The sequence below is a fragment of the Acinetobacter sp. YH12219 genome (assembly GCF_013417875.1).
GTDB classification, from domain to species: Bacteria; Pseudomonadota; Gammaproteobacteria; order Pseudomonadales; family Moraxellaceae; genus Acinetobacter; species Acinetobacter amyesii.
On sequence record NZ_VPDC01000021.1, the window covers coordinates 24,473 to 48,980 of the forward strand.

General features: G+C 38.9%; 24 protein-coding genes and 1 pseudogene. 17 read left to right on the plus strand and 8 right to left on the minus strand.

Annotation, left to right across the window (positions count from 1 at the left end):
- Nucleotides 1-213 precede the first annotated feature (213 nt).
- The 3 genes from FTV04_RS13390 to FTV04_RS13400 all read right to left on the minus strand — a co-directional run bounded on the left by FTV04_RS13390 (nucleotide 214) and on the right by FTV04_RS13400 (nucleotide 4,239).
- Nucleotides 214-1,608, minus strand: coding sequence for a lysine N(6)-hydroxylase/L-ornithine N(5)-oxygenase family protein (locus FTV04_RS13390; protein ID WP_180089925.1), 1,395 nt, complete (start codon nucleotides 1,606-1,608; stop codon nucleotides 214-216).
- The gene (locus FTV04_RS13395; protein ID WP_180089927.1) at nucleotides 1,601-3,385 is read right to left on the minus strand and encodes an IucA/IucC family siderophore biosynthesis protein; all 1,785 of its coding nucleotides are present in this window, start codon (nucleotides 3,383-3,385) and stop codon (nucleotides 1,601-1,603) included. Before FTV04_RS13395 ends, FTV04_RS13390 begins: the two co-directional genes overlap by 8 nt.
- A gap of 584 nt (nucleotides 3,386-3,969) precedes the next feature.
- Nucleotides 3,970-4,239 (minus strand): hypothetical protein, encoded by a 270-nt coding sequence (locus FTV04_RS13400; protein ID WP_180089929.1) that lies wholly within the window; start codon nucleotides 4,237-4,239, stop codon nucleotides 3,970-3,972.
- A 537-nt stretch (nucleotides 4,240-4,776) separates the two neighbouring features.
- Here FTV04_RS13400 and FTV04_RS13405 point away from each other — a divergent pair.
- The 3 genes from FTV04_RS13405 to FTV04_RS13415 are packed head-to-tail and all read left to right on the plus strand — an operon-like array spanning nucleotide 4,777 to nucleotide 6,405.
- Nucleotides 4,777-5,319, plus strand: a complete 543-nt coding sequence (locus FTV04_RS13405) for a PAAR domain-containing protein (RefSeq protein ID WP_171525891.1) — start codon at nucleotides 4,777-4,779, stop codon at nucleotides 5,317-5,319.
- 5 nt (nucleotides 5,320-5,324) lie between these two features.
- A complete protein-coding gene (locus tag FTV04_RS13410; RefSeq protein ID WP_168378664.1) occupies nucleotides 5,325-5,921 on the plus strand; it encodes a hypothetical protein in 597 nt (198 codons plus the stop codon).
- Entirely contained in the window at nucleotides 5,914-6,405 is a 492-nt protein-coding gene (locus FTV04_RS13415; protein WP_168378665.1) for a hypothetical protein, read from the plus strand. Before FTV04_RS13410 ends, FTV04_RS13415 begins: the two co-directional genes overlap by 8 nt.
- Before the next feature lie 125 nt (nucleotides 6,406-6,530).
- Here the strand turns inward: FTV04_RS13415 and ybaK are convergent, their stop codons facing one another.
- Nucleotides 6,531-6,998 (minus strand): Cys-tRNA(Pro) deacylase, encoded by a 468-nt coding sequence (ybaK, locus tag FTV04_RS13420; protein ID WP_180022788.1) that lies wholly within the window; start codon nucleotides 6,996-6,998, stop codon nucleotides 6,531-6,533.
- 154 nt (nucleotides 6,999-7,152) lie between these two features.
- Between ybaK and FTV04_RS17025 the strand changes: the two genes are divergently transcribed.
- The 8 genes from FTV04_RS17025 to FTV04_RS13460 all read left to right on the plus strand — a co-directional run bounded on the left by FTV04_RS17025 (nucleotide 7,153) and on the right by FTV04_RS13460 (nucleotide 14,025).
- Nucleotides 7,153-7,656 carry an acyl-CoA thioesterase domain-containing protein gene (locus FTV04_RS17025; RefSeq protein ID WP_180089931.1) on the plus strand — a complete coding sequence of 168 codons (504 nt, stop codon included), beginning with the start codon at nucleotides 7,153-7,155 and terminating at the stop codon, nucleotides 7,654-7,656.
- On the plus strand, nucleotides 7,539-8,054 hold the full coding sequence (locus FTV04_RS13430) for an acyl-CoA thioesterase domain-containing protein (RefSeq protein WP_257221050.1): 516 nt from the start codon (nucleotides 7,539-7,541) through the stop codon (nucleotides 8,052-8,054). Before FTV04_RS17025 ends, FTV04_RS13430 begins: the two co-directional genes overlap by 118 nt.
- A gap of 81 nt (nucleotides 8,055-8,135) precedes the next feature.
- Nucleotides 8,136-8,771 (plus strand): CDP-alcohol phosphatidyltransferase family protein, encoded by a 636-nt coding sequence (locus FTV04_RS13435; RefSeq protein ID WP_180089935.1) that lies wholly within the window; start codon nucleotides 8,136-8,138, stop codon nucleotides 8,769-8,771.
- A gap of 47 nt (nucleotides 8,772-8,818) precedes the next feature.
- Nucleotides 8,819-10,573, plus strand: a complete 1,755-nt coding sequence (locus FTV04_RS13440) for a bifunctional alpha/beta hydrolase/class I SAM-dependent methyltransferase (RefSeq protein ID WP_180089937.1) — start codon at nucleotides 8,819-8,821, stop codon at nucleotides 10,571-10,573.
- 18 nt (nucleotides 10,574-10,591) lie between these two features.
- Nucleotides 10,592-11,944: a phosphatase PAP2/dual specificity phosphatase family protein gene (locus FTV04_RS13445; protein WP_180089939.1), complete on the plus strand. Its 1,353-nt coding sequence runs from the start codon at nucleotides 10,592-10,594 to the stop codon at nucleotides 11,942-11,944.
- Complete coding sequence (locus FTV04_RS13450; protein WP_180003781.1) at nucleotides 11,941-12,369, plus strand: hypothetical protein; 429 nt, start codon at nucleotides 11,941-11,943, stop codon at nucleotides 12,367-12,369. The genes FTV04_RS13445 and FTV04_RS13450 overlap by 4 nt, the downstream gene beginning before the upstream one ends.
- Before the next feature lie 61 nt (nucleotides 12,370-12,430).
- Nucleotides 12,431-13,081, plus strand: coding sequence for a 1-acyl-sn-glycerol-3-phosphate acyltransferase (locus FTV04_RS13455; protein WP_180089941.1), 651 nt, complete (start codon nucleotides 12,431-12,433; stop codon nucleotides 13,079-13,081).
- The gene (locus tag FTV04_RS13460; RefSeq protein WP_180089943.1) at nucleotides 13,081-14,025 is read left to right on the plus strand and encodes a phosphatidate cytidylyltransferase; all 945 of its coding nucleotides are present in this window, start codon (nucleotides 13,081-13,083) and stop codon (nucleotides 14,023-14,025) included. Before FTV04_RS13455 ends, FTV04_RS13460 begins: the two co-directional genes overlap by 1 nt.
- A 102-nt stretch (nucleotides 14,026-14,127) precedes the next feature.
- On the opposite strand, the gene FTV04_RS13465 is transcribed toward FTV04_RS13460, so the two are convergent.
- Nucleotides 14,128-15,333 carry an alkane 1-monooxygenase gene (locus tag FTV04_RS13465; RefSeq protein ID WP_180065102.1) on the minus strand — a complete coding sequence of 402 codons (1,206 nt, stop codon included), beginning with the start codon at nucleotides 15,331-15,333 and terminating at the stop codon, nucleotides 14,128-14,130.
- A gap of 181 nt (nucleotides 15,334-15,514) precedes the next feature.
- Between FTV04_RS13465 and FTV04_RS13470 the strand changes: the two genes are divergently transcribed.
- Complete coding sequence (locus FTV04_RS13470) at nucleotides 15,515-16,465, plus strand: AraC family transcriptional regulator (RefSeq protein ID WP_180089945.1); 951 nt, start codon at nucleotides 15,515-15,517, stop codon at nucleotides 16,463-16,465.
- A 325-nt stretch (nucleotides 16,466-16,790) separates the two neighbouring features.
- On the opposite strand, the gene lpxB is transcribed toward FTV04_RS13470, so the two are convergent.
- Nucleotides 16,791-17,963, minus strand: coding sequence for a lipid-A-disaccharide synthase (lpxB, locus tag FTV04_RS13475; RefSeq protein ID WP_180089947.1), 1,173 nt, complete (start codon nucleotides 17,961-17,963; stop codon nucleotides 16,791-16,793).
- A 106-nt stretch (nucleotides 17,964-18,069) separates the two neighbouring features.
- Nucleotides 18,070-19,044, minus strand: coding sequence for a GlxA family transcriptional regulator (locus tag FTV04_RS13480; protein WP_180089963.1), 975 nt, complete (start codon nucleotides 19,042-19,044; stop codon nucleotides 18,070-18,072).
- Nucleotides 19,045-19,174: 130 nt separating this feature from the next.
- Here FTV04_RS13480 and FTV04_RS13485 point away from each other — a divergent pair.
- The 4 genes and pseudogenes from FTV04_RS13485 (at nucleotide 19,175) to FTV04_RS13500 (ending at nucleotide 23,241) form a co-directional block, all read left to right on the plus strand.
- Nucleotides 19,175-20,055 (plus strand): annotated as a pseudogene (locus tag FTV04_RS13485) (MBL fold metallo-hydrolase).
- Nucleotides 20,056-20,543: 488 nt separating this feature from the next.
- Nucleotides 20,544-21,440 carry a sulfite exporter TauE/SafE family protein gene (locus tag FTV04_RS13490; protein ID WP_078193863.1) on the plus strand — a complete coding sequence of 299 codons (897 nt, stop codon included), beginning with the start codon at nucleotides 20,544-20,546 and terminating at the stop codon, nucleotides 21,438-21,440.
- 127 nt (nucleotides 21,441-21,567) lie between these two features.
- Complete coding sequence (locus FTV04_RS13495) at nucleotides 21,568-22,659, plus strand: 3-deoxy-7-phosphoheptulonate synthase (protein ID WP_143221612.1); 1,092 nt, start codon at nucleotides 21,568-21,570, stop codon at nucleotides 22,657-22,659.
- A 57-nt stretch (nucleotides 22,660-22,716) separates the two neighbouring features.
- The gene (locus tag FTV04_RS13500; RefSeq protein ID WP_180003786.1) at nucleotides 22,717-23,241 is read left to right on the plus strand and encodes a protein tyrosine phosphatase family protein; all 525 of its coding nucleotides are present in this window, start codon (nucleotides 22,717-22,719) and stop codon (nucleotides 23,239-23,241) included.
- Here FTV04_RS13500 and ispF read toward each other — a convergent pair.
- Entirely contained in the window at nucleotides 23,229-23,717 is a 489-nt protein-coding gene (gene ispF, locus FTV04_RS13505) for a 2-C-methyl-D-erythritol 2,4-cyclodiphosphate synthase (RefSeq protein ID WP_078193864.1), read from the minus strand. The genes FTV04_RS13500 and ispF overlap by 13 nt on opposite strands.
- A gap of 100 nt (nucleotides 23,718-23,817) precedes the next feature.
- Here ispF and FTV04_RS13510 point away from each other — a divergent pair, with 100 nt between their 5' ends.
- Nucleotides 23,818-24,468 carry a hypothetical protein gene (locus tag FTV04_RS13510; protein ID WP_180003787.1) on the plus strand — a complete coding sequence of 217 codons (651 nt, stop codon included), beginning with the start codon at nucleotides 23,818-23,820 and terminating at the stop codon, nucleotides 24,466-24,468.
- Nucleotides 24,469-24,508: the final 40 nt, after the last annotated feature.

Here is a 24,508-nt window from a genome sequence, read left to right on the forward strand (position 1 = left end):
TTGTCATCTAGTTTAAGTTGCCAAGTGTTATTTTCCACTGGCTGAATTTGAATAATTTCTTCATATAAAAATTCAGCAATCGCCATTTCAATCAGTCTTTGCCCTGCACGGCGCCACTGCGTTTGATTTATCTGTAATTTTGCAAATGTCATTATAATTTCTCGAGTTTAACCGCATTCTGTTCTTGCTTATTCGGCATTGTTGTATTGCGGTTCATTGCATAGTTGGCAATGGTTTTTTTACGGAAAATGGTCTTTGGATATTGGTTGGCGCTGATTTCTTTACAATGCCCATACTGTGCATTTCAGCATTTTCACTGGGTGAAAAATGTTGGAAACTTTGCGCTTGATCACCTAAATCGTATAAGTTAAAACCCAATAATTGATTGGCAATGATCGCTGCACGGTGAGCACCCAACCCTAAATCAGGAGTCCCGACACCGTGACTGTGCATTTCCTGATTTTGAACAAAGATCTCCCCGACAGCATCATGCTGTACGCGGTAGTCCTGACTAATTTTCCAGCGACCGAATTCATCACATTGAATCAGTGGTTTTAGATATTTGAGATATTGCCACTCGGGACTGTGATATCCCGTTGAAGCCACGACAAAGTCGGCATCCAGATAGAATTGTTCTGCCGTGACTTTATGCTGAAACTGCAAACGGATGCCCGCACCATGAGGCTCGGCATCGACCAAACCCACCTGAGCATGTAAATGCGTCTGTTGAATATTTTGACCAATGCTCCGGTGATATAGTTTTTGGTAAATATCACGGATGGTTTTTGCACTGATGCCCTTATATAACAAGCTTTGTTGCTTCAATAGTTCGGCTTTATTTTCAGGACTTAGTTGATAAAAATGCGCGGTATAATCTGGGCTAAAATGCTCTAAACCAAGCGGTGCATATTCCATCGGGAAAAACCCATTTGAGCGTGTCAGCCAATGCAATTTAAACTGCGCTGTTGTGGTTTGATCCTGCAAATATTGACGATCAAACAGATCCATAAAGACTTCGGCCGAAGACTGGCCTGATCCCAGTACAACCACATTCCCTTTCAAGTGATTTAACGCTGCATTGCAATAATTTGCAGAATGTAAGCAACGCTCTGGATATTGCTGTTGTATGTCTTTTAGACACTGTGGTAAATGCGGAACATTACCCGAACCAATGACCAAATTTCGGCATTGATAACGTCTAAAACGTCCATCTTGCTCAACCATGACTTCAAAGCCTTGCTCTTGGGCATAAATGGCTTTTACGGTTGATTGATATTGAATATGCTCTAGTTGGTCTGCAACCCATTGACAATAATGGTTATATTCACGTCTAGGAATCTGAGCTTGTTCTAAAAAATAGAATTTGTATAAACGCTGCTGTGCCTTTAAATAGTTTAAAAAACTGAAAGGACTGGTTGGATCAACCATGGAAACAAGATCAGCCATGAACGGCACTTGCAGCACTGTATTGGGCAATTGCATACCCGCATGCCAGTCGAACTGTGGTTTCTTTTCAAAAAATTGATACTGTAAATGATTTTGCTTATGTAGCAAACTCGCCAAACTAAGGTTAAATGGCCCTAAGCCTATCCCAATAAAATCAAGCATATTGCACATCCTTCTGTTCCACACATAAAGGATTTGGCAACTGTACATAAACCGATTGCTGATCGACTGGGGCAATCAATTCATCCAGCTCATACAAGCGCGTCAACAGATTACCCTTATACGGCAAGGTCGGCTGATACAGTAATGAATGAATCAATGAACTCTCTGGATAAACCTGATGTAAGTCCAACAGTTCATTTTGCAATATCGATATCAACACTTGCTCTGTGACATATCCAGTTGCACCAATTGCATTGATGATTCCAAATAAAGTATTGCCAAAGAAATAATAGCTAAAGCGCTCATCGACAAAGGCTTTTGAACCCACGGCATGCGCTTTTTCTTGCAACTCTGGAAACGCGCTTAAGACATCACCTGCAAGTTCTTCAATATAGTAAAAGCCTTGATTGTCACGCAGCCATAGATATTTAGGCATTGCATGTTCCAGCTCAAGTAAGACATTTTGCTGATGTGATTCAAAAGCCATTCCGTATCGGTGATACAAATACATCAGTGGTTTTAGACTGATAGCTAAGAATTGTTTAAACCAATTGATCGCAATGGCGCTTTGATCAAGTTCAGGTTGTTGTTTTGCGATTTGTTCGAATAGTGCATTAAAACGGCTTATCGGCTGTGCAGGATGATCTTGGCACAATGATGCAATACAACTCACCTGCTGCTTTTCACTAAAAGGCTGATCACGGAAGATGCAAATAGTTTCATCGACGATTTCATCATCTATGCTCAATGCCATCCAAGCAGGATCATTCACCGCTTTGAGCGTTGGGCATTGTTGTAAAATATGTTCACCGAGGCTTGAATGCCAAAGTCGATGGGTCATTTCACCACGGTGGCATTCTTTGGCAAGGTTGACTCGGATTGAATTGGTGATCATTACAGATAGTGATGGTTTTAACATCCACGGCGCTGCAAAACTTGCCATAGTCCGTACCGAAGTTGTTGGGGAAAATGACCAAGCTTTCTCGCCAAAATCGATAATTTTTAATTTGGTTTTTAAACTTTTAAACCATGCTTTTGACTGTAAATAACGTGCTTGCCAAGGATGCAAAGGCAATAACTTATAATGAGAATAAGCATTCAGTAGTGCTTGATCTGTTTCTGATAAATGCCATTGCAATTCGCTTTTCAATTGCGCTGATACAGCTTGATCTAAAGCAGAACCTTCTTGAATATATTCTGGAGCTACCAACCAATAATGCAGTTGGCTGAGACCTTTGGCTTCTGGCGAATACCTTTCCCAATCTTCATGCACAAAACCAACCCGACTTTTCGGTGCAGGATGCATGCTGTGCCCTAAAATTAAGGCCTGTTCTGATTCAATGAAACTTTGTTCCGCTTGGACCAAGGCCTCTAAATCATGTTCACGTAGTGTCAAAAATTGTGTAAGCGCTTCACGACTTTCGATCCAACGCTCTAATAATGATGAAGCATCCAGTGTATGACCTGACTCTTGTACGAGCTGTTCAAGCAATAAACTCGCGATCGCGGTGATACTAAATGATTGTTTCTGTCCCTTGTTAAAGACGTGTGGGAGATCTGCAAGACGATGTCTACCAACAAGGCTGACATAAGATAGTGGTACAAATAACTGTGATTGAATGCAATCTAAAGGGATGCATAACAACGTCAAGCCTTGGCTAAACGTCAATTGTGATGAATTCTGTTGATACTTTTCCAGTAAAATACCTTTACCGGTTTCTTGTGAGTATGCATTGACAAGATGCTGCATCGCCAAGCGATTAGCAAGCTCTTTCATCTGACCATATCCTCTATTTTTAAGCTTTTCCAAGCTTTGTCATGTAATTATGTTTCTTTAACTGTGCAAGTCATGCTTAGTACGCTGGCCAGCGTGAAACTATGTTAATGATAATCATTATTGTTAATAATTGCATTTTTGTGAAGATTTGCTACAGGATTGCAAATTTGGTCTTATCTCTATGTATTTAAAAATTAATTTTTTTAATATGAACTTTTCTGTTTTTATTTATACAATTTTCTGAAATGGAACTAAATGATAATTTTCTCATTTAGCATTGAACAAATAAATCATATTGCTTATTTTTTAGCCGAATTATCACATTGTGCAACTTAAACTAAAAACCCATGTCTTTTACATGGGTTTATATATTCTGCTTTTAACCAAGCTTTTATTTAAATCAAGGAACGAAATGTGCAGTTAAATTTTAATCATTGAAGACTTTACTAACACCATACTGGCCATACATCCTTATTGCCAATTAGCATGTATTTCATAACAAACATCTACTGATTTCTGATCTATATCTTCTATTCAGACTGGTTATACAGCATGAATTATGTACTCCAACGATTTGGTTGAAATCAATCAATTGATTTAACAACCCAATCCAAAAACTTGTGCTTATCAAAAAAGTCAGGCGCAGCATTCGCAAATACACTTTTTTCTCTGTTGTTAAAGATTCCTTTGTAATAAAAAGACCTATCTGCGGTAAATTTTGACTCATCCCCTTCATGCAATTCTCTAAAGAAAATCGATAACTGCATAAATCGACTTTTAGACGCTAAACCATGTTTTTCTAATACAAAATTATAGATTTGCTCAATAATCGCTTTAGTATTTGAATAAGGCATTTTGTTGTCTCTTTATTAGATCGCACTTTCAAATTACAGCTTTTAAATTAAAATACAACTGTGTTAGTCGGATTTTAAATACCTATTTTTATAGGTGTTTTTTACGTTTAAATATAATTAAGCACTGTTAATGAATTAACCTCTAACATGAAGTTTTACTAAATTTTACTTCTGTAACTTCATGCATTTTCGTTATTCAAAGCTAAATCTGAAAACAACAAAAAAGCCCACATTACTTTGAGCTCTAATGTGCAACGCTTCTAAAGTCGGGAGTGTCACAAGTTTCCTTGCTAAACTGATCCGCAACGCTGGTTGCCAGCTTAATATTATTCTATCGTATATTTTATACAAAAAATCCACTTTTGGGACGAGCTTTTGAACTTAATGAATGAGTATCAATTCATCCACTATTGCAGATACCCTGTACAAGCTCAACTCTTATCGAAATTTTACAAAAACCAAAAAGAACTAACTAAATCTAACAGATAACATTCACTTTCTATTTTTTAATTTCGATATAAAAACGAGTCATACATAATGCAAGCCGTAATAACAATTGGCGATAAAACTACTCATGGCGGAATTGTAACCGAAGTAGATAATACTTTTGTTATCCAAGGAAAAGCCTCACATCTTCAGGGCATGAAACACTTCTGTCCTAAATGCAAAACAATAGTTACAGCAATAGCAAGCAATAACCTTGTTGTTATTAATGGCAAGGCCATGATAGTTGCAGGAGATAAAACTACCTGTGGTGCTACATTTTTACCTAGTCAAAATTTAGTTGGAAAACAAAATGGCGGAATTAATAGTTCAATATTAAGTTATAACTCTACTACATCTAACAACAGCTTTATGGATAGTCAACAAGTTTATACAGCCCAATTTGAATTTAAAAATGAAACTTCTAGAGATCCATTAAGTAATTATTTTTATATATTAACGCTCCCAAATGGTGAAAAGATTGAAAACTTTACTGGTAGTGATGGTAAAACATTAGTTCATGAGATCGGTTATGAACCATCTGAAGTGCAGATTGAAACCTTTGATTTATCAAAACCTATGAAACCATTTGAGTAAATTTTATGAGTGATACATTAGGACCAAATACTGATTCAGTTCCAGGAAATGCTAAAGCTTGGTCCGGCTTTCCTGATAAGGTTGAAAGCTGTTCGGTTAGACAACCATTTTGTTTATTAGAGTTTAATAGAAAGATAGTACAACCGTATAACTTTATGATGCCAAGTCATATGTGGGAACATGTATATAATACAAATAAATTAGAATATGCTTTAGCCATTCGTTTCGGATTAGAAAATGATGTCTCAGATGTTGAAAACTTAATATCCACTACTGGATACCACACTCGAATGTACGTCTTATTTCAGAAATATTTAAGAAAACACATTGTTAAAGAAGCAGCACTTATCGTTGCAGAGTTTAAGAGCAATGAGTTCAAAACTAGATTTGGTACAACGTTTGCTATTCAGGATTTAGTTGGTTTAAAAGGCACATTAGATGATCTTAATATAGGGGAAGTATTAGCTGGTGCTGCCAAACTACAGATGCTCAGAGGTGGTGAAAAGATCAACCGCAATATGTACAAAATGCTTTTTAACCAAGATTACAATCCTAAAATGTTAAAAGTTTTAGCTGAACAAGGAATTCACCCAGATGCGTAACAAAATTTTAAAGTTTATAAGTATTCTCATTTTTAGTAGTATTTTAACAACAGGATGTAAATCTTCACCGTCTCCTCAGCAAGAATTAGATATACAGGCAAACTTTTTCCCGTCTATGTTGAGAATTGATGGAAATCTCTTTGCCCTTGCTAATCAAACACCTCCTAACGATTTAACTATGGAATTATTTAAATCAACACTACTCAAAGCAACTATGCTGAGAAAATACGAAGTTGAAGCTAAAAATAATTTTAGTTTAGAAAAAAATAGAAATCCAATTGAGCTGAATTCAATGTGTTTGATGACTAAATTTCTTCTAAATAAATCATATATTCAAAAAGCTAATCTCAATCCTGAATTTTATGAAGATATTTATAGTTGGATTAAAACAAAGAATAGTTCTTGGGAAAACTTACTTAAAGAGACTAAACCCGGAGAGTTCGAGTATTCATGTGTGATTTCTCCTTCAAATATCCCTAATTAAGATGTGTCATCGAACTACAAAGCCGCTCAATGCGGCTTTTGTTATTTTAGTGGTTTGGGAATAGTGGATAATATTGTAAGTAACACCGTAAAATTCAATTGATTTTAGGGAATCATAAACTCCGTTTAGACATCTATCACATCAGCAAAGTTTGCACCCAAAACTTTTGCTAAATCTTCGGGTTTTAAACCAATGTCCAAACCACGCTTACCACCACTCACATAGATTTTAGCTAAGTTCTGTGCAGAAGCATCGATCACCGTTTTTAAGCGTTTTTTCTGTCCAACTGGACTAATACCACCAACCAAATAACCGGTTAAACGCTCTGCATCTTTTGGGTCAGCCATTTTGAGTTTTTTACAGCCAAATGCTGTGGCCACTTTTTTTAAATTTAGCTGATATTCAACTGGCAATACGGCAACAAAGTAATTTTTATCGTCCGTAACCATCAAGGTTTTAAAGACTTCTTCGACCGTTAAGCCAAGTTTTTCCGCAGCTTCTAAACCAAAACTTTTTGCTTCTGGGTCATGATCATATTCATGAATTGTAAAGTCGATTTTATTAGATTTTAAGAGTTTACATGCAGGTGTCATTGCTTTTTCGTCATTCCATTCGGACAACTAAGAAAACTCGATTATAAGCCCATTCTCGAAAGACCGGCGAAGACTTTTATATTTTTCATGAACACTACTTGTGCAATAAGTTTGAGTTGAATACATTTAAACAAAGCAAAAATTTTAAAAAAATATGACAACGCTGACTCAAGACCTCATCCAATTATTATCTGTAGTGCCCAAAGATCAGGGCTACTTTTTGGCACAGAGCAAACCTCTGTTTGGTGACCATATTTTTGGTGGGCAATTACTTGCTCAGAGCATAGTCAGTGCATCCTTTACCTGCACACTCCCACTCCACTCTTTACATGCCAACTTTATTTCTGCGGGCCTTGCAAATCATCCCGTATTATTTAAAGTCGAAAATTTACGTGATAGCCATAGTTTTTCCACTCGACAAGTGACCGCCATACAGTATGGCAAACCAATATATATGGTGATGTTGTCCTATATGAATAACGAAATGGGTATGGAGTATCAAATACCCGAACCAGATCTGATCCCACAGTTTCCACAATTATGCTCAAAGAAGAGCAATTCTATAAATCGCAAATCCAATCATCTATTTCACCTGAATATCTATCCACATTTTTACAGCCTTTTCAGCTTATATCTAAACCAATTGAATACGTGCTGACAGATTTGCCACCGTCCGGTCAAGCTTCTGTCTTAAATCAAAATCAATATGCAGAATATTTAAAACTCCATGATGCCTTGGATGCACAATTTGACCAACTTCATATACATCAGGCCATTGCAGCATATTATTCAGACTATAATTTATATTCTGCGGCGCTCAAAACACATGGTTTAAATTATCTGTCTCCTGAACTCATCGCAACCAGCCTTGATCATTCGATGTATTTTCATCATACCTTTCGGGTGGATGATTGGGTTTTCTATGACATGAATACCACCCGAACCTCCCAATCACGTGGGCTTAGTCATGGGCAAATGTGGCAAGATGGAAAATTAGTCGCAAGTACTACACAAGAAAATTTAATGCGTTATACAGGCGAATCGTCAGCCTTGTGACAATCTTTAACATTCAAATTCTTGTTAAGTGAAGCATCAAGCGTATAAAATTCATGCAAATCATACCGCTATAACAATAATATGCCTTCGATCTACCAACTTAAACCTGCATTTCAAAACCTGCTTCGACCTTTGGTTAAATCACTTCATCATCTTGGTATTACAGCAAATCAAGTAACACTACTAGCAATGTTCATTTCGCTAGCTGTGGCATTTTTTATTTATATCTATTTCTCTCACAACGGTATTGGCATTTTACTGTTGATTTTCCCCGTGTGGATGCTTATTCGAATGGGCTTCAATGCCATAGATGGCATGCTGGCACGTGAGTTCAACCAACAATCCAAACTCGGTGCTTTTTATAATGAATTATGTGATGTGATTTCTGACTCAGCACTCTATTTTAGTTTAATTTGTTTTGCTTTTATTCAAGCCGAACTGCTAATTTTGACCTGTTTTCTCGCCATACTTGCTGAATATACCGGTGTGATGGCGCCATTAGTGGGTCAAGAACGTCGCTACGATGGTCCAATGGGAAAAAGTGACCGTGCTTTTGTATTTAGCATCATCTGTATCGTGATCGTGACTTCTTCTATATTTAACTTCGGTTTAAATACATTGTCTCTTATTTGCAACAGTATTTTGATTATTATCATCTTTTTATTATTTATCACGATTTATAACCGCATTAAAAATAGCATTATCAACCCACAATAAATTTCAGTTTAGATCGTCAGTCGATTCATTATTTTGAGAACAACACAATGTATAACAATACTCAGCATACCTTTACGAGCCATGATGGAACATCCTTGTTTTATCAACATTGGGAAAATAGCAGTTTAAAAAGCAACCGTAAGAAAAAAGCGGTGATCTTATTTCATCGTGGCCATGAACATTCGGGACGAATGGCGCATTTGGTCAATGAATTGAATTTGCCTGATTTTGATTTTTTCGCTTGGGATGCGCGAGGTCACGGCAATACCCCAGGTGAACGTGGTGATGCACCTAGCTTTTCTGCATGCGTTCAGGACATTCAATATTTTATTCAGCATATTGAACAAACTTACCAAATTCGATCAGAGAATATAGCGATCGTGGCTCAAAGCGTTGGTGCTGTTTTAGCCGCGACATGGGTGCATGATTATGCCCCTAAAATTCGTGCTTTATGCCTTGCCTCGCCTGCATTTGACATCAAACTCTATGTGCCTTTTGCAAAACCTGGCTTAACACTTCTCAATAAATTCGCTGGCAACTTTTTTATTAATAGTTATGTCAAAGCCAAAATGCTGACGCACGATACTGCACGTGCGCAGAGTTATGACACTGACCCGCAAATCGCTCGGGCCATATCGGTCCGTATGCTGCTGGGTCTATATGCAGCCTCAGATCGAATCGTTAAAGATGCACAAAATATTTTTGTTCCTACTCAAGTCTTATGTTCAGGATCTGACTTCGTGGTGCATCAAAAACCGCAATTGGCGTTTTATCAAAAACTCCCTCATCCATTGAAGGAATTTCACGTCTTAGATGGTTTTTATCATGATACTTTGGGTGAAAAACATCGCAAAATCGCCACAGATAAAATCCATCGCTTTATTCAACAATGTTTTAAACAACCCTATTCCGCACCTAAACTTTTAGATGCCGATAAAATTGGCCCGAGCTGTGCTGTAGCAGAAACCTTAAGTTCAACGCTTCCAAAGCATTCTTTAAAACATGCATTTTGGAGCTTAACCAAACAAAATCTTAAAATTGGTAGTCTCTTTTCCAAGGGTTTAAAAATTGGTGAAGAGACAGGATATGACTCCGGCAGTACCTTAGATTTTGTCTACAGAGATCAATCAGAAAGCCAAAATGCACTGGGTAAAATCATCGATCGACAATATTTAAATGCGATTGGTTGGCGTGGTATTCGCGTTAGAAAACAAAATATTGAAGCGCTATTAACGAAATATGCTTCTAAGTTAAATGATGCCCAACACGCAGTACGGATTATGGATATTGCAGCAGGTCATGGCCGTTATATTTTAGATGCTGTACAAAAACTGCCTGAGCAGCCTGAATCCATCCTGCTTAGAGACTACAGCCTGATCAATGTACAAGCAGGTCAAGCAATGATTGAGCAAAGAGGTTTAAGCCAGATTGCCAAATTTGTAGAAGCGGATGCCTTTGATACCACATCACTAGCCAGTGTTGAACCTAAACCGACTTTAGCCGTGGTCTCAGGTTTATACGAATTATTTAGTGATAATGATTTACTTAAGCAGTCCTTATCTGGCTTAAGTCAGGCCATTGAGAAAGATGGTTATCTCATCTACACAGGTCAAATTTGGCATCCACAACAAGAGTTTATCGCCCGTGCTCTGACCTCACATCGCCAAGGAGATGCATGGGTCATGCGTTTACGCTCACAAGCAGAAATGGATGCCTTGGTTGAGCAAGCTGGTTTCAAAAAAGTCGATCAAGTCATTGATGAGTTTGGTATTTTCACCGTTTCCGTTGCACAAAAAATTTAAGCTTGGACGGTCAATCTTATGCATAAACTGGATACGGAAACAGGAACTTGGAAATACGGCCTACTGTGTTTGGCATTTCTGGCACCTTTTTTCTTCTTAAGTTATGGTTTTGCCAATCAATACGCTGCGGGTTTAGCGTCTGTACCTGTTATCGTCTTTGAATGGGAAAAATATATTCCACTTTGGCCATGGAGTATTGTGCCTTATTGGTCGATTGATCTGTTCTATGGATTGTCTTTATTACTTTGTTGGAATAAGTTTGAATTAAAACAACATGTCCTGCGACTATTTTCGGCACAAATCCTTTCAATCAGCTGCTTTTTAATTTTCCCGCTACGTTTTAGCTTTGAACGCCCCGAACTCACAGGTTTTTTCGGGCTGTGGTTTGATGTCTTGATGGGCTTTGATAAACCGTTTAATCAAGCACCCTCTCTGCATATTGTGCTACTGGTGATTCTTTGGGATTTTTACCGTCGGCATAGCACAGGGAAACTAAAATATCTGGTAGATGGTTGGTCCTTTTTGATCGGTCTCTCAGTTCTAACCACTTGGCAGCACCATTTTATAGATATCCCAACGGGTTTATTGGTCGGTGCCTTATGTTTATGGCTATTCCCGATGGCTGGCTCTGCGCCATGGGCTAAAAATATACAGAGTCGGCTAAGCTTAAAGCACATTAAAATCGGCATCCTTTATCTGTTTGCTGCCTTATTTTGTAGCGCAATCGCACATGCAAAAGGTTGGTGGCTTTGGCTGCTCTATCCTGCAAGCAGTCTGCTTTTAGTTGCGTTTGCATATTTATTCAATCGACCCCATTTTTTTCAAAAACTCAGTCATGGTGATATGACCATTGCTGCAAAAATATTGTTTGCGCCTTACTTTGTATTTGCTTGGATCAATAGCCGAATCTGGACTTATCGCCATCCTGAAGATTCTAAAATCATCAAAATCAATCAGAGTTATATTTATTTAGGTCGCTATCCGTCCAAACACGTCATGCAGCAATATGATGCTTTACTCGATTGTTGCGCAGAATTACCCTCTTATCCAAAATGCTCCTATGCTCAAAACTTGAGTTTAGACCTAATTCCTTTACAGGCCAATCAGCTACATAATGCTGTAGAGTCTTTAGAACTATTCTTGAAATCTAATAACAATGATGAAGCACAAAACATCTTGGTCTTCTGTGCTTTGGGATATTCACGAAGTAGTGCTGTAGTTGCCGCATTATTATTGAAACAACATCCTGAATATTCAGTCGAAGATGTTTTACGGATTATTCGCCATAACCGTCCTTGGGTTGTGCTTAAAACACCGCAAATAAAACATTTAAATACTTATCGTTTAAAACTTAAAGGACTTGCACCATGAATTTACAACTTGTGGTGCTATCAAAGTTGTTACAATCCACCACTGGATTGCTCATTTCAGCTTATGTAGCAGCGATCCTCACGCTCTGGCTCATTATCCAGTTTGGTAATGTGATGCTATTCGATTTGCTATATTTATTAATTTGTCTAGTTTTGCTCGGAATACAACATTATTTAAGCCTGAGAATCAAATTTGATTCGGCACTTTTAGCCACTGTCGCTGAATACAGCCAAACTCAAAACCTTGAACAAACCACCAAGGAGCTGGACTTAAGTTTAATCAACTTAAAATTAATGCCTGCAAATAAATGTGGTCGCGCATGGGAGCTGCGTGAATTAGGTTGTCTGGCTTTATTTAAATGGCAGATCTTTGTGCTTTGCTTGCAATACATCGCATTCCTCTGCATATTTTTACTGTATAAATAATTCACAATAATTTGAAGCTATGCCAAATCCATTAGACACTTCAAGGAATGCTCACTCACCAATGAAAGGTAATTTTTTAAGCCGTTCAATTGCTCGCTATATTGCCTTTCTCACTCGTCGTGGTGCGCGGCTGCTCACGGGCGCGCGGAGTCTGTGGGTCGGGTGCAAACCGGTTATGAAACAGCGTATTTATTATGCAAATCATAATAGCCATATCGACTTTATTTTGCTTTGGTCATCACTGCCGACAGATCTCAGACGGAAGACGCGTCCTGTAGCGGCTTCGGATTATTGGTTAAAAGATGGCTTTCGGCGCTTTCTCATTCAAGATACGTTTACTGGCGTCACTATTCAGCGAAATCGAGAGCAAAATCAAGATCCATTAGAACCGATCAAAACCGTATTAGCACAAGGTGACTCGATTATTTTCTTTCCTGAAGGCACTCGGAATTTAAATGATGACGTTGAATTATTAGAGTTTAAAAGCGGTTTATTCCATCTCAAAAATCAATTTCCTGATGTTGAAATTGTACCGGTGTGGATCTCAAATTTAAAACGTGTCATGCCTAAAGGTGCGCTAATACCATTGCCATTATTATCTACCGTTATTTTTGGTAAGCCTTTAGAAGTTCATAATGAACAGAGTAAATCCGCGTTTTTAAACTACGCTCAGGAAGAATTACTCAAATTAAAAGCATTGGAGTATCAATAATGGAATTCACCAATGCGCAAATGACTTATGTATTGTTTGGTATCTTTGCGATTATTTTGATTATTGCCTCAACCATTGGCTCAATACTAAAATTTAAAGCGGGTTATGCACCTGCACCGGTCATCGACAATTTAAATGCGCGGATCAATGCATGGTGGGTCATGTTGTTGGTACTTGGTGTAGCAATTTCATTAGGCAAAATTGCCTTTGTGATCCTGTTTGCGTTGATTTCACTCTTTGCTTTACGTGAATTTATCAGCTTGCTCCCAACCCGTCGCGGTGATTATCTTCCTTTGCTGATCGCTTTTTATTTTGTCATTCCTTACCAGTATTACTTGGTGTATATCGATTGGTATGGGCTATATTCTATTTTTATTCCGCTGTATGTGTTTCTTCTTATCCCTATCGCTACACTCAAAGCTGAAGATACCACGCGATTTTTGGAGCGTAGCTCAAAAATTCAATGGGGACTGATGATCAGCGTATTCTGTATTTCGCATGTACCTGCGCTATTAAATCTTAAACTTCCCGGATTTGAAGGTGAAAAAATTTGGCTAGCGATCTGGCTGATCATGGTGGTACAAGCCTCCGATGTCTTGCAATATATCTGTGGCAAGCTATTTGGAAAACACAAAGTCGCACCAATACTTTCACCATCTAAGACCGTTGAGGGTTTAATCGGAGGCATTGCTTTAGCTACTGCACTAGGTGTTGCTATGTCATGGCTTACACCCTTTAGCTATCTACAGGCTGCATGTATTGGTTTTATTGTTTGTATATTCGGTTTCTTTGGTGGTCTTGTCATGTCAGCCATTAAACGCGATCGTGGTGTAAAAGATTGGGGACAACTCATCCAAGGCCATGGTGGCATGCTCGACCGAATTGATTCCATCTGCTTTTCTGCACCGATTTTTTTCCATATTTTGCGCTATTGGTGGTCTTAAGAAGAGACTCTATTTAAAACAATCATTTTTAGATTTTGAAATTAAGCACAATAAAAAATCCCAAGCAAACAAGCTTGGGATTCTTCTCATCAGGTATTCGATTTAAACGTCTGAAACCGCAAACTTTTTAAAAAGTCTTGCACGACGTTTAGGATGAATATTGGCTTTAGTTAAATCACCTTGATAGTGATCATAGACCCGTTTATCCATCATCTTAAACCATATAGAGGGTACTAAAGCAGGAATTAGCATAGTGGCATAGCCACTAGGCAACTCTGGCGCTTCATCAAAATGTCTTAATGCCTGAAAAGGGCGAGTCGGATATGCATGATGGTCTGAATGTCGCTGTAATTGATACAAAAATAGATTGGTCACAATATTATTGTTATTCCAACTATGTTCAGGCATGGTTCGCGCATAACTTCCATCCGCTTTTTGCTCACGTTTCAGGCCATAATGTTCAATATAATTAATAATTTCAAAAAGGCTGATTCCATACAAGGCCTGTGTAACTAAATACGGTGTCACGCCTTTACCAAACATTTTCAGCATCGCGGCATGAAAACCTGCACTCATCGCCCAACCATGAAACAGTTCATTTTCCTTCGAAAAGAAACTTAAACCTTTACGTTTTAAACGTTGTTTTTCAATCTGTACCGCCGATTTAATTCCACCAAATACAGTGCGTGGCCAAAACTCATAAAAGGTTTCGCCCATTTTTGAAGATGCAGGATCTTCAGGCGTTGCCGCACGTTTATGGTGTCCATAAGGATGTTCAATGCGGAAATGGCTATAACCCAAAGGCGCGAGCGTCGCATGTGCCCAATAATGGTCTTTTTTATGTGGTCGATGGCAAAGTTCATGTGCTGTATTTACACCGACTCCATTGATGGCACCCATCGAAATCCCAAGTAGAACTTGATCTAATAATGAAACATCTTTACGGGTAACCACATAGCCAGCAAAAGCGTTCGCTGCCATTTGCAGTGGAATAAATAATTTGACGATACGATCATAATAAGGATCATTTACTAAAACTTTAATGTCATCATCTGTCGGGTTATTGGCATCATCACCGATCAGTGCATCCAGTGCAGGAATAATGACATGCAGTAGAAGCGGCCCGCCCATGGCAAATAGTTTTTTTGTCGGTTTTGGACCAAAATGATAACCCGCCAAGATCCCCATACCAATGACTGGTAAACCTGGACTCAATAGCCAACCATAACGTTTTTTATCTAAAACACTACCGATTTTACTTTCTAACTGAGCGAGCTGCTGTTCATTTAATTTTACTGGTGCATTCATGCGCTAGACTTCCTTAATTACTTCTTCTGTGTTTATATTCGTAAAATATGGGCAGCCAGAACAGTTTTAAGCGTCCAAAAAAACTATGCTATCGTCTTTGGCATTTAAGGATAAATGTTGACCTTTAAGCACATAGTGACCATCTATAAATACAAAATTAATATGAGTAAATATTTGAAATATGGATGCTTTAAGTAAAATTTTTGATGATATTCATCTCCATCGATCTGAATATATTTATTTGAAATCACAGCATCCTTGGGCTTTTCATTTTCAAGATCACAATGCCATGGTTGCGTATGTAGTGATTCAAGGTCAGTGTGTTGTACATATAGATCAAGAGCAGGTCTTACTTGAAGCTGGCGATCTTTGCCTTATTCCGTCAGGGCAAAACCACCACTGCAAATCTATACAGTCTGATATCTTGGTCGAATCAGTGAACATCACACCACTGTTTCAAGAGCAACGAAATAAAACCATTGAATTAAATTCTGCCGAATCTCATGAAGCAGAAGAATTATTTGTACTAGCGATCCGTGGACATGTCGACAGCATTATGGCAAAGCCTTTAGTGAATGCCCTCCCCACGCTGTTACATACACCACACATTATGAGCAGTACCGCACCGGAATGGTTGCAAATTGGCTTACATTTTCTGGCCGTTGAAGCGCATCAGATCCGTCCAGGCCGCGACAAAATTTTGGATCATTTGGTGAGTATTTTATTTATCGAATGTGTGCGTGATTATATTGCAGCCTTGTCAGATTCAAGCAGTTGGTTGCATGCCTTGAGTCATCCTGAATTATCCAACGCTTTGGCCGCGATTCATGAACAACCACAGCATGCTTGGACCGTCGAAAGCTTGGCAGAACAATGTTGCATGTCACGTTCTAAATTTGCCAGTTTATTCACTCAAATGCTCGGTGAATCTCCACTCGCCTATTTGCAGCAACATCGTTTGCGACTGGCGACACAGCACTTACAAATGGGGCAACTGACTATTCAGCAAATTGCCCATCGTATCGGTTACTCATCTGAAACAGCATTTAGCCAAACTTTTAAAAAGTTTTATGATCAAACACCGAGCCAGTATCGACAGCATCATCAGCTCTCAAAAGCTGAGTCACCTTAGAGGTTTATTTAACTGACGTTACGCACATAAAAGTAATTTTGCATTTTTAAAATGATTTTTAATTTTATTCGACGGAGTCTTACATCTAGGGATTGAATAAAGGGATTAGCCTTCGGCTGGAGGTACTCTTACGAAACGTTGTTTCTCATTCGGCAAAATGAGAAGCGAAGCCTCGCAAGGAAACCATCTTACGGTGCAATGCACCTCACCGACAAAACTCGTTCAATAGCGTCAAATTACTCAAAGTATCGCAAAAACTTTTTTGATTAGAAGTAGTCCTGCGTCGAACAGTTGCGGATGACGTTACCGTGTATCATACTTTTATTTAATTTAAAAGCTTTAAAATCGCTTCCACAGGATTTTCACTGTTGCCTGAAAGCAGTTGTTTATGCATGGTGATGTGCTGCATCACTTGAATTTGCGATTTTTCAACATCCATCAAGCTTTCAATTTCTGCTGCTAATTTTTCAGGCGTTGCATCATGTTGGATGAGTTCCTGAATCACCTTTTTGCCCGCAATAATATTTGGCAATGAATAATACGGAATTTTGATCAACAATTTCACCACATGATAGGTCAGCCAATTTAACTTATAAAAGGTCACCATTGGACGGTGTAAAAGCATCGCTTCTAAAGTCGCTGTACCCGAAGCCAAAGCGACAATATTCGATGCGTTCATCACCAGACGGCCAATTTTAGATTCGGTATCGGTGTTTTCCATCAAGCGAACTTTGGCTTGTAATGCTTCAGGAAACTGCTTGAGCAACACTTCGATTTGCTGTTTACGTGCATCATTAATTGCAGGAATCAGGAATACATAGTCTGGATGCTGCTCCGTCAAAATCTGTGCGGCAGACAGCACCAAAGGCCCTAAGCGCTCAATTTCCCCGCGACGGCTGCCCGGAAGTAATGCAATGTGTTTTTGATGCTCATCTAAGCCTAACTCGTGTTTAGCCGCAACGAGTGGATTATCTAAAGGCAACTGACTTGCCAATGGGTGTCCGACAAATGCAGCCGGAACTTGCCATTTTTGGAAAAACGCTTTTTCAAATGGAAATAAGCAAAGGACTAAATCAATACTTGCTTTAATGCCATGTACACGCCCTTGACGCCACGCCCACACTGAAGGGCTAACATATTGTACTGTTTTAATTGGTAGCTGTTTTTGCTTTAAGCTCTTAGATAAACGCAAATTAAAATCCGGCGCATCAATCCCCACAAAAACATCGACAGGATTTTCAGTCCATTTTTCAACCAGACCATCGCGTACAGCAAAGAGTTTTTTAATATCTTTTAAGACCTCAACAATCCCCATTACCGATAAAATATCCATCGGATAATAGCTATTAAAACCTTCTGCAATCATTTGCGGACCGCCGATGCCTTCAAATTCCGCATCAATCCCTTGCTCTCGAAAACTGCGGATAAGCTTGGCGCCTAATGTATCCCCGGATACTTCCCCAACCACGATGCCAATTTTCAGTTTCCGATTTTGCAAAAGTCTGTCCTTTTAACTCAATGTTCTTTAGCTATAGATTCTATACGAGTCCTTCACAAAGTTAATAGATTTCCAAAAAAAAGCTGCACGTCTTTAATTCAACATTTTAGGAATATTCATCACTGCTATTTAGCTGCTGATTAAAATTTTTCCGCCAATGATTCGGATTTGTACCGTATTTATTCTTAAACAATTTACGAAATAGCACTGCGGTATTAAAACCTGCGCTTTCCGCAATTTTATCAATCGAATAATCTGTCACTTCAAGCAATTCAGCCGCATATCGCAGTCTTTCATTGTTTAACCAAGTGACAATAGGTAGTCCTGTCGCATGTTTAAAATGTCTGGTCAGTGTCCTTCTACTCATATTGGAATAATCGGCAAGTTCTTCAATAGTGTGCGGTTTCGACAGGTTATGCCGTAAATAATCGAGTAAACGATTGATCTCCGTATCGTAAGTCATCGTAGAAATTGGCTGCTCAATAAATTGCGCCTGTCCGCCTTCACGATGGGTTGGAATTACCATCAATCTCGATATTTTATTGGCAATTTTTGCCCCGTAGATTTCCCCGACAATGTATAAACAACAATCTAAAGCAGCCCCCGTACCTGCGGAAGTAATGAGGCCTGTATCTTCAATATATAAAGCATCTTTATCTAAGTTCACACATGGAAATTTTTGCTTAAAATCGGCACTGCCAGCCCAATGTGTCGTGACCTGTTTGTGATCAAGTAACCCAGCATACGCCAATGGATATGCGCCATAGCACAGGCCTGCGATCTTGATTCCTTTTTCATGTACCTTTTGTAAGGCTGTTATCAGCTCATGATCTGGCTTTTGATGGATATCATTCCACCCCGGAATAATTACAAGGTCAGCATCAAGCATCTGCTCTAAGCCGCCATCAGCCTGAATCATGACCGTCTTTTCAGTACGGACGGGCATTCCATCAACCGAAAACGTCGTTACTTCAAATAATTTCTGTCCCTCTATTTCAATATTAAATATGGTTTGCGGGACTGAAAAATGAAACAGCGGAATATTTGGATATATAAACAACGCAATTTTAGGTATAGACATCACGCGGCTATTCATAAATAAATCCATTATAACATTTGGCCTAATAGTTTCTATTTATGTCTTTGAGGACAATATATTTAAAGTGCTTATTTCCCAATAATAAAGTCATCTTTTTATACGAATGCTTTTTATGAAAACATTTTTAGGCTATACGGTTTTAGCGACCGCTTTGGTTATCGGCTCTGCTTCGGCATGGGCAAATCAAGACAAAGTCCGTGATATTTCTAAAATCACTCAAGTTCAAGAAATACGCAATGCGACGGTCAAAATCAGCTATGCAGACACGACCTTTTTAATAGACCCGATGTTTGCACCCAAAGGGTTCTATGAAGGGTTTCCAAATACACATCGGAGTTATTTACGCAATCCATTGGTGGATTTACCGCTTAAAACTGAAACCATTTTGGCGAATGTCGATGCCGTGATCATTACCCATACTCATCTCGACCATTGGGATGATGCTGCGCAAGCAGCGATCCCTAAAACACTGCCGATCTTTGTCCAAAACAGTCAAGATCAAAAGACTATCCAATCCCAAGGCTTTAAAGATGTACGTGTATTAACGCAGACCACATTTGAAGGCGTGAAGTTAACCAAAACCGGTGGACAACACGGTACGGATGCCATGTATCGAGTCCCTGAACTAAAAAAAGCTTGGGTGAAGCCATGGGGATCATTTTTGAAGCCTCAGGACATGAAACCATTTATTTGGCGGGTGACACGATTTGGCGCCCTGAAGTGGAGCAAGCCATTCAAAGCTCCCAACCTGATGTCATTATTTTGAATACAGGCAATGCCTTAGTCGCTGGGTTTAAAGAATCCATTATTATGGGCAAAGAAGACACCTTACGTGCTGTACAACAGGCGCCAAAAGCTAAAATTATTGCTGTACATATGGACGCCATAAACCACATGTCGTTAACGCGTGAACAACTGGCAGCCTATGTAAAAGCCCAAAATATTCAGGATAAAGTGTTGATTCCTTTAGATGGCGAAACTTTATCTTTTTAACTGATGTTACTCAGTAACACCAGAAGTGCAATTTGATTCAAATAAAAGGACGATACGCGGTAACGTCATCCGCAAGTGTTTGAGACAGGACTACGTCTAATCAAAAATGTTTTTGCGATACTTTGAATAAGTAGACGCGAGTGAACGAGTTTTGCGGTGAGGAGCATTGCTCCGCAAGATTGTTTCCTTACGAAGCATGCTTCTCATTTTGCCAAATGAGAAACAACGTTTCGTAAGAGTACCTCCAGCCGAAGGCTAATCCCTTTATTTAAACCCTAGATGCAAGACTCCGTCGAATAGGCTTAAAAATCATTCTAAAAATGCAAAATTACTTTTACGTGCGTAACATCAGTTATATAAAATCCATTAATTTCCAAATTAAAATCATTCTTTATCTATTTTTTTCACAAGTAAATCACTAATCGAGACAACGACTTATATTAATTAGTCATAAGATATGCACGTTTTTTGATATTTGGCATTCAGCGATGGTCGGTCCTTTAGAGTTCATTCTGGCAGGTGTAATTGTAGGTTTCTGCGTAGGTATTACCGGTGTTGGTGGTGGTTCATTGATGACCCCGATCCTGATTAGCCTATATAAAATTGAACCCCACATTGCGATCGGTACAGATCTACTGTATGCCGCAATTTCAAAATTTTGTGGTTCTTTAGTCCATGCCCGTAAAATGAATATCGTTTGGACCATTGTCATTTGGCTTGCAGTCGGCAGTATCCCTGCGTCTTTTGCGACCCATTGGGTACTTGAAAACTATTTAAGCCAATCGACACATTACAAAACCGTATTAACCATGTTTTTGGGTTTTATGCTGACGATTACTGGGATCTCAATTATTTTCCGTGGTCATATCGAAAAATTCTTTAATAAATTTCGAAAAACTGATCAGTTGGATGATATGAGTGCGGATCTTGAACGTATCAATTTCCAAGCTAAAAATAAGCGTGCATATATCATCATCATGGGGATTATTTTAGGCGTATTCGTTACCCTATCGTCTGTTGGTGCAGGTGCCTTCGGTATTATGGCTTTGGTGCTTATGTTCCCGAACTTACCGATGATTCGTATTATCGGCTCTGACGTCGTACATGCCGTGCTTCTTACACTGGTTGCAGGCTTGGGTCATATGAGCTCAGGTAATGTCGATTTTCATTTATTGGGTTGGTTATTGGTGGGTTCTATTCCAGCGATTGTTGTCGGAACTTTGATCAGCTCACGTTTACCAGAAAAAGTGATTCGTAAAGTCTTAGGCATTACCTTGTTTGTTTTAGGCATGAATTTCATCATTAATCCAGTAAAATCAAAACCTGTTGAAAAACCAACAACTGCAATGTTGATCGCACCGACGGTGAATAGTCAGCAGGTTTAAATTAACTGCCCGATTCATCACTTTTTTTTCAGAGACTTATTGATCTTTTTTATAACATTTGAATGCTATATTCATGTTATATTCGGCTCACGAAACAACCTTTTGTATAATCAAACCAGTGACGGCAATGAATACTTTACAGTCAAATTCTATTACCCAAAACGACATTGATGACGTGAATGTAAAAAGCATTCAGCCTCTTGTTACTCCTGCAGAACTAAAAAAAGAGCTACCTCTGACTGAAACTGCCTATCAAACAGTCCTTAAGGGCCGTGAAACTGTACGTAATATTTTAGATGGAAATGACAAACGTCTTTTTGTTGTCATTGGTCCATGTTCAATTCACGACACAGTCGCTGCACATGATTATGCTGACCGTTTAAAAGTTTTAAGTGACAAAATCCAAGATACGATTTATGTCGTGATGCGTGTGTATTTTGAAAAACCACGTACCACTGTGGGTTGGAAAGGTCTAATTAATGACCCTGACATGAACGATTCTTTCAACATCGAAAAAGGCTTACGTATTGGTCGTAAACTTTTACTTGAATTGAATGAAAAAGGTTTGCCTTGTGCAACCGAAGCGCTCGATCCAAACTCACCACAGTACTACCAAGATCTTATCTCTTGGTCAGCAATTGGTGCGCGCACCACTGAAAGCCAAACACATCGTGAAATGTCTTCTGGCCTGTCTTCACCTGTGGGCTTTAAAAATGGTACAGATGGCGGTTTAACCGTTGCGACCAATGCCATGCAATCTGTTAAACATGGTCATAGCTTCTTGGGCTTAAGCGACCAAGGTCAAGTTTCTGTTATTCGTACCAGTGGTAACCCATATGCACACGTTGTACTTCGTGGCGGTAACGGTAAACCAAACTACGACGCAGGTTCAGTTGCAGATGCCGAAGCGGCATTAGCCAAAGCAAAAGTTAGTGGCAAAATCATGATTGATACCAGTCATGCAAACTCAAACAAAGACCCGTACCTACAACCCCTTGTTCTGAAAAATATTACTGAACAAATCCTTGACGGAAACAAGTCAATCGTGGGTATTATGGTAGAAAGTCACTTAAAAGGTGGTCGTCAGGATATTCCTGCCAACCTATGTGACCTCGAATATGGTAAATCAGTGACTGATGGCTGTATCGATTGGGATACGACTGAAAAAGTCTTGTTAGAGATGCATGAAGCACTTAAAGACGTGTTACCGACACGCTAAGTGAATGAAAAACGCCATCTTCGAGATGGCGTTTTACTTTGAAGGATTATTTGTCAGATGAATGAAATCGAAAATGCGTTAAGTCACATTGAAAACTTCCAATATATACATGAACACTTATTAACGTCAGGACAACCATCTCCTTCTGAGCTTCAAACGATTAAAGAATATGGTGTTTCAACAGTTATCAATTTAGCATTGACTGATGCATCCAATCATATCGAGCATGAAGACCGCATTTGCCTAGATCTAGGCCTGAACTATATCCAAGTTCCAATCTCTTGGGATACCCCTTCAGATGATCAATGCCTATTAGTACTTGATATGATTGACCATTTGGTTCAAGGTCAAACGGTTTGGCTACACTGTGCGAAAAACTTCCGTGTCAGCAGTTTGATGTATTTATATCGTCAATACTATATGGATGTTGATATGCCAAAGGCTCAAGAATTTATGCATCAAATTTGGGAACCCAATGAAACATGGACAGGTTTAATCCATGCGGTTGCCTTACAACTCCAAGGCCGTAAAGCAACTCAAGATTTACAACATGCGCTGATCCATCCAGATCATTTTGCGTGAGAAATCAGTACAGTTGCGGTAGAAAGAATTCCTTCTTGGCGACCAGTAAACCCTAATTTTTCGGTGGTGGTCGCTTTGATGCTAATTTGTGTAACTTCAACATCCATAACATTTGCGATACTTTGACGCATTTCTAAATTATGTTTTGCTAGTTTAGGGCGCTCACAAGCCACGGTAATATCAGCATTATTAAGTACATATCCACGATCTAAAATCATTTGGTAGACGTGTTTTAAAAGTACTCGACTATCGGCACCTTTAAATTTTGGATCTGTATCTGGAAAATGCTGACCAATATCTCCAAGTGCCAAAGCTCCTAATAATGCATCACAAAGCGCATGCAATACCACATCACCATCTGAATGTGCTTTGAGTCCATGTGTGTGTGGAATTTGAACACCAGCAAGCGTTACAAAATCACCTTCTTCAAATGCATGCACATCCATGCCCTGACCGATACGAATTTGAGCTATCATGCTTGAGTTCCTTGAGAAAATAATGATTGAAATCTTGTATTCACGCTTTCTATTTCGCTATAGTGTGGGCAAGCGCAACATAGTGAAAGTATAAGCGATCATGCTGTTGAAAACTGAAATAAATATCATTAAAAAATTCGGACTGGTTCTGCTAATAGGTTCTGGCCTAGCGACGTTTACGCATGCAGAAAAGATAGACTGTGATCATGCCAATACTCATGCAAAAAAAAATTACTGTTCTAACGGTTTTGAAGAACAACGTGAAAAGCTAGATGGGCTTTTTTTAACAGCGCAGTTGATTACCGATGCCCCAATACGCTTGCTGATAGATACGCAAAAATTATGGTACAGCCGAGTTCAGCAATGCAAAAACTTGGAGTGTTTTAAACAACAATTCGAGCTTCGCTATGAAGATTTGAATATTTATACCTCAATGAACCAAAGTTTAACGCAGCATTATCTTAAATTTGAAAATGGCCATTTTGCGACATCACCTGTACATTTAAAAGTGCATCAACTGGGCAAAGACAGCATCAAAATCGAAGGCATTGCCTATCGTAATCCGAACAATCGAGTTGAAACACAAACCATTCCATTTTTAGCTTACACAACACCCGAACAAAAAAATCAAATCACCGATAATGAACACGACTGCAAATATCAGTTCAATTACAGTAAGGCCTTACTCTCAGTAAAAACCGAACAAAAAGGCTGTGAACGTTTTGCAGGGATTTATCGTTTATATGATTAAGATCAAATTCGAATGACTTAGAAAAATACAAAAAAGCCTC

Bases quoted from the DNA above. Each gene is read 5' to 3' on its own strand.
- FTV04_RS13390 (WP_180089925.1), bottom strand. From the start codon at position 1,608: ATGCTTGATTTTATTGGGATAGGCTTAGGGCCATTTAACCTTAGTTTG.
- FTV04_RS13395 (WP_180089927.1), bottom strand. From the start codon at position 3,385: ATGAAAGAGCTTGCTAATCGCTTGGCGATGCAGCATCTTGTCAATGCA.
- FTV04_RS13400 (WP_180089929.1), bottom strand. From the start codon at position 4,239: ATGCCTTATTCAAATACTAAAGCGATTATTGAGCAAATCTATAATTTT.
- FTV04_RS13405 (WP_171525891.1), top strand. From the start codon at position 4,777: ATGCAAGCCGTAATAACAATTGGCGATAAAACTACTCATGGCGGAATT.
- FTV04_RS13410 (WP_168378664.1), top strand. From the start codon at position 5,325: ATGAGTGATACATTAGGACCAAATACTGATTCAGTTCCAGGAAATGCT.
- FTV04_RS13415 (WP_168378665.1), top strand. From the start codon at position 5,914: ATGCGTAACAAAATTTTAAAGTTTATAAGTATTCTCATTTTTAGTAGT.
- ybaK (WP_180022788.1), bottom strand. From the start codon at position 6,998: ATGACACCTGCATGTAAACTCTTAAAATCTAATAAAATCGACTTTACA.
- FTV04_RS17025 (WP_180089931.1), top strand. From the start codon at position 7,153: ATGACAACGCTGACTCAAGACCTCATCCAATTATTATCTGTAGTGCCC.
- FTV04_RS13430 (WP_257221050.1), top strand. From the start codon at position 7,539: ATGCTCAAAGAAGAGCAATTCTATAAATCGCAAATCCAATCATCTATT.
- FTV04_RS13435 (WP_180089935.1), top strand. From the start codon at position 8,136: ATGCCTTCGATCTACCAACTTAAACCTGCATTTCAAAACCTGCTTCGA.
- FTV04_RS13440 (WP_180089937.1), top strand. From the start codon at position 8,819: ATGTATAACAATACTCAGCATACCTTTACGAGCCATGATGGAACATCC.
- FTV04_RS13445 (WP_180089939.1), top strand. From the start codon at position 10,592: ATGCATAAACTGGATACGGAAACAGGAACTTGGAAATACGGCCTACTG.
- FTV04_RS13450 (WP_180003781.1), top strand. From the start codon at position 11,941: ATGAATTTACAACTTGTGGTGCTATCAAAGTTGTTACAATCCACCACT.
- FTV04_RS13455 (WP_180089941.1), top strand. From the start codon at position 12,431: ATGAAAGGTAATTTTTTAAGCCGTTCAATTGCTCGCTATATTGCCTTT.
- FTV04_RS13460 (WP_180089943.1), top strand. From the start codon at position 13,081: ATGGAATTCACCAATGCGCAAATGACTTATGTATTGTTTGGTATCTTT.
- FTV04_RS13465 (WP_180065102.1), bottom strand. From the start codon at position 15,333: ATGAATGCACCAGTAAAATTAAATGAACAGCAGCTCGCTCAGTTAGAA.
- FTV04_RS13470 (WP_180089945.1), top strand. From the start codon at position 15,515: ATGGATGCTTTAAGTAAAATTTTTGATGATATTCATCTCCATCGATCT.
- FTV04_RS13480 (WP_180089963.1), bottom strand. From the start codon at position 19,044: ATGTCTATACCTAAAATTGCGTTGTTTATATATCCAAATATTCCGCTG.
- FTV04_RS13490 (WP_078193863.1), top strand. From the start codon at position 20,544: ATGGTCGGTCCTTTAGAGTTCATTCTGGCAGGTGTAATTGTAGGTTTC.
- FTV04_RS13495 (WP_143221612.1), top strand. From the start codon at position 21,568: ATGAATACTTTACAGTCAAATTCTATTACCCAAAACGACATTGATGAC.
- FTV04_RS13500 (WP_180003786.1), top strand. From the start codon at position 22,717: ATGAATGAAATCGAAAATGCGTTAAGTCACATTGAAAACTTCCAATAT.
- ispF (WP_078193864.1), bottom strand. From the start codon at position 23,717: ATGATAGCTCAAATTCGTATCGGTCAGGGCATGGATGTGCATGCATTT.
- FTV04_RS13510 (WP_180003787.1), top strand. From the start codon at position 23,818: ATGCTGTTGAAAACTGAAATAAATATCATTAAAAAATTCGGACTGGTT.